This window comes from Arenimonas caeni (assembly GCF_003024235.1).
Lineage (GTDB): Bacteria > Pseudomonadota > Gammaproteobacteria > Xanthomonadales > Xanthomonadaceae > Arenimonas > Arenimonas caeni.
The window spans coordinates 1-2,631 of sequence record NZ_KZ679115.1; the positions used below are offsets into that span (position 1 = coordinate 1).

General features: G+C 60.1%; 1 protein-coding gene and 1 pseudogene. Both read right to left on the reverse strand.

Features of this window, described 5'->3' with window-relative positions:
- Window positions 1-137: 137 nt before the first annotated feature.
- On the reverse strand, window positions 138-893 hold the full coding sequence (istB, locus tag C6N40_RS13825; RefSeq protein ID WP_106991603.1) for an IS21-like element helper ATPase IstB: 756 nt from the start codon (window positions 891-893) through the stop codon (window positions 138-140).
- 143 nt (window positions 894-1,036) lie between these two features.
- A pseudogene (istA, locus tag C6N40_RS13830) lies at window positions 1,037-2,470 on the reverse strand (IS21 family transposase); the annotation flags it as partial.
- Between the last annotated feature and the right edge of the window lie 161 nt (window positions 2,471-2,631).

Sequence of the window (2,631 nt, forward strand, 5' to 3'; positions counted from 1 at the left end):
CACCCCCACATCGGCACTCGGCGAATCCCAACGTGCGTATTCCGCGCAAATCGGCCACCCAGTCCAGCTGAAACCGGCCACCCAGTCCACGGGAATCCGGCCACCCGGAGCGCAGCGACGCCGGGGGTAATTGATGTTTACTCCGACTCTGTCTCGTGCGTCAATTTTGGCTTGTGTTTACGTAGCGATTCTCCTTTCAAATGGATCTGGTGAGCGTGGTGGACGACCCGGTCGAGGATGGCGTCGGCCAAGGTAGGATCACCAAGGGAGTCATGCCAGTGGGCCACCGGTAGCTGGCTGGTGATGATCGTAGAGCGTGTCTGGTACCGGTCATCCAAGAGCTCCAGGAGATCTCGTCGGCGATCATCATCCAGTAGCGCCAGTCCCCAATCATCGAGTAGCAGAACATCGACCTTGGCGAGTTTTTCCATGAGCTTGGGATAGCGGCCATCACCATGCGACAGGGCGAGTTCTTCAAACAGGCGGGGGAGTCGATAATACAGGGCCGTGCTTCCCTGGCGGCAGGCCGTGTTGGCGAGGGCACAGGCAAGATAGGTCTTGCCCACGCCGGTCGGGCCGGTGAGGAGGATGTTCTGGTGTCGCTGGATCCAGGCACCGGTCAAGAGCTCCCGGAACAAGGCCTTGTCCAGTCCGCGGGGATGGCGGTAATCGACATCCTCAGGAACGGCGGGTTGTTTGAGTAGGGCGCGTCGCAGCCGGCTGCTGGTCAGGCGGTTTTGTCGCTCGGCCTGTTCCCGGTCAAGCAGGAGCCCAAGGCGTTCTTCGAAGGTCATGGCTCCTACATCGGGGAGCAGCGTCTGCTCGGCTAAGGCTTGGGCCATACCATGCAGCCGTAAGCGGGTCAGGGTGTCATAAGTGGGGTGGTTCAGCATACGGCCTCCTGTCAGTGGTAATAGTCGGCGCCACGCAGGTTGGCGTGGTCGGCGGGAAGATTGGATTGCGTGGGCTTGCGAGGCTGACGATCCATGTGGTTCTTGAGGATGGAATTCAGGCTCCGCCAGCTGATGGATTGCANATTCAGGCTCCGCCAGCTGATGGATTGCAGCTGGATAGCGCGATCGCAGGCGGCTTCGAGCCGATCCGCTCCATAGGCTTTCTCCAGGCGCAAAATGCCAAGGGCGGCGCGATATGCCTGCTGCGGATGACGGCGGGAACGCAGGAGATGGTCGATGGCCGCCTGCGTGTGGGGACCGATGCGATGAGCCCAGTCGAGGAAGCGCTGCGCATTCCATCCGGCAACCTTCTGATGCGGTGGAGCAAGATGAACGTCCTGGGTGCTGTGCTGCCCCTTGGTGAAAGAACGAGGATGGCTGGCAACGCGCTCTCCCCTGTGGAAGATCTCCACGGTGGTGGTTGTGTATCGGGCATCCAGCTTCTGGCGGGCAAATCGGTAGGGAACCGAGTAGTAATGACCGGCGATCTCGACGTGGTAATCGATGCCGGCGGTGACCACCTTCCATTCGGCAAACTCATGACGGATGACGGGCAGCGGCTTCAAGGCTGGCTGATCCACCGCCAGGAAGACACTTTGGCGGGAGCCCGGCAGCTTCTGGAAGGGATGCGCATTCAATGCCACCACGAGGGGGCGGATAGCGGCGTTGAGCTCCCCCAAGCTGAAGAACTCCCGGTGCCGAAGACGCGCCAAAATCCAGCGCTGCGCCAGGAGAACTCCGGCCTCGACCTTCGCTTTATCCCGCGGTTTTCGTACCCGTGCCGGCAAGATCGCCGTATCATAGTGACGCGCCAGATCCTGGTAGCTGGGATGGATCTCCGGCTCATAGAAGCTTGGGTGGAGTACGCCACTTTTGAGGTTGTCGGGCACGAGCAATTCCGGCACCCCACCCAGAAATTCAAAGCAGCGAACATGAGAAGCAATCCAGTCGGCCAGTCCTTGCGTCCACGTCGCCTCGACGTAGGTGTAATTCGACGCCCCCAGCACCGCAAGAAAGATCTGTGCCTGCCGAATCTCTCCCGTACGCGGATTGATGATCGGCGCGGTCTGCCCGCTGTAGTCCACAAAGAGCCGTTCTCCCGGGACATGCCGTTGGCGGAGTGTTACCGGCAAGGTTTTGGCGTAGGCACGATAATGTTCACAGAAGGCGCTGTATTGATACCCATCGGGATGTTGCTCCCGGTATTCCTGCCAGAGCAGTTGCAGAGTAACGCCTTTGCGCCGCATCTCCTGGTGAATGACCGACCAATCCGGCTCCGATCGATGCGCCTGAGACGGCGGCAGAGGCGGAAACAAGAGACGCTCCAGATTCTGTTCCGTCAGCTCTGGAGGTAGCGGCCAGCTAAGGCCTACCGCCAGAGCGCGCCGAAGATACTCAGTGACCGTGGACCGGCTGACGCCAATGGCGCGCGCGATCTCTCTCTTGGAGAGGTGATTGTTACAGTGTAACCGCAAAACTTCCGTAATCTTCCGCATGGGTAACCTCGTATTGGGCATGGCAGTCCTCGACAAAAATGCCTTAGACCGCCGGGGTTACCCCGCACGTCGCTTTCCCCTCCTCAGGTGGCCGAATTCCCGTGGAATGGGTGGCCGGTTTGCGGTGGAACAGGTGGCTGGTTTGCCGTGGAATCAGTGGCCGATTTCATGTGGAATACGCA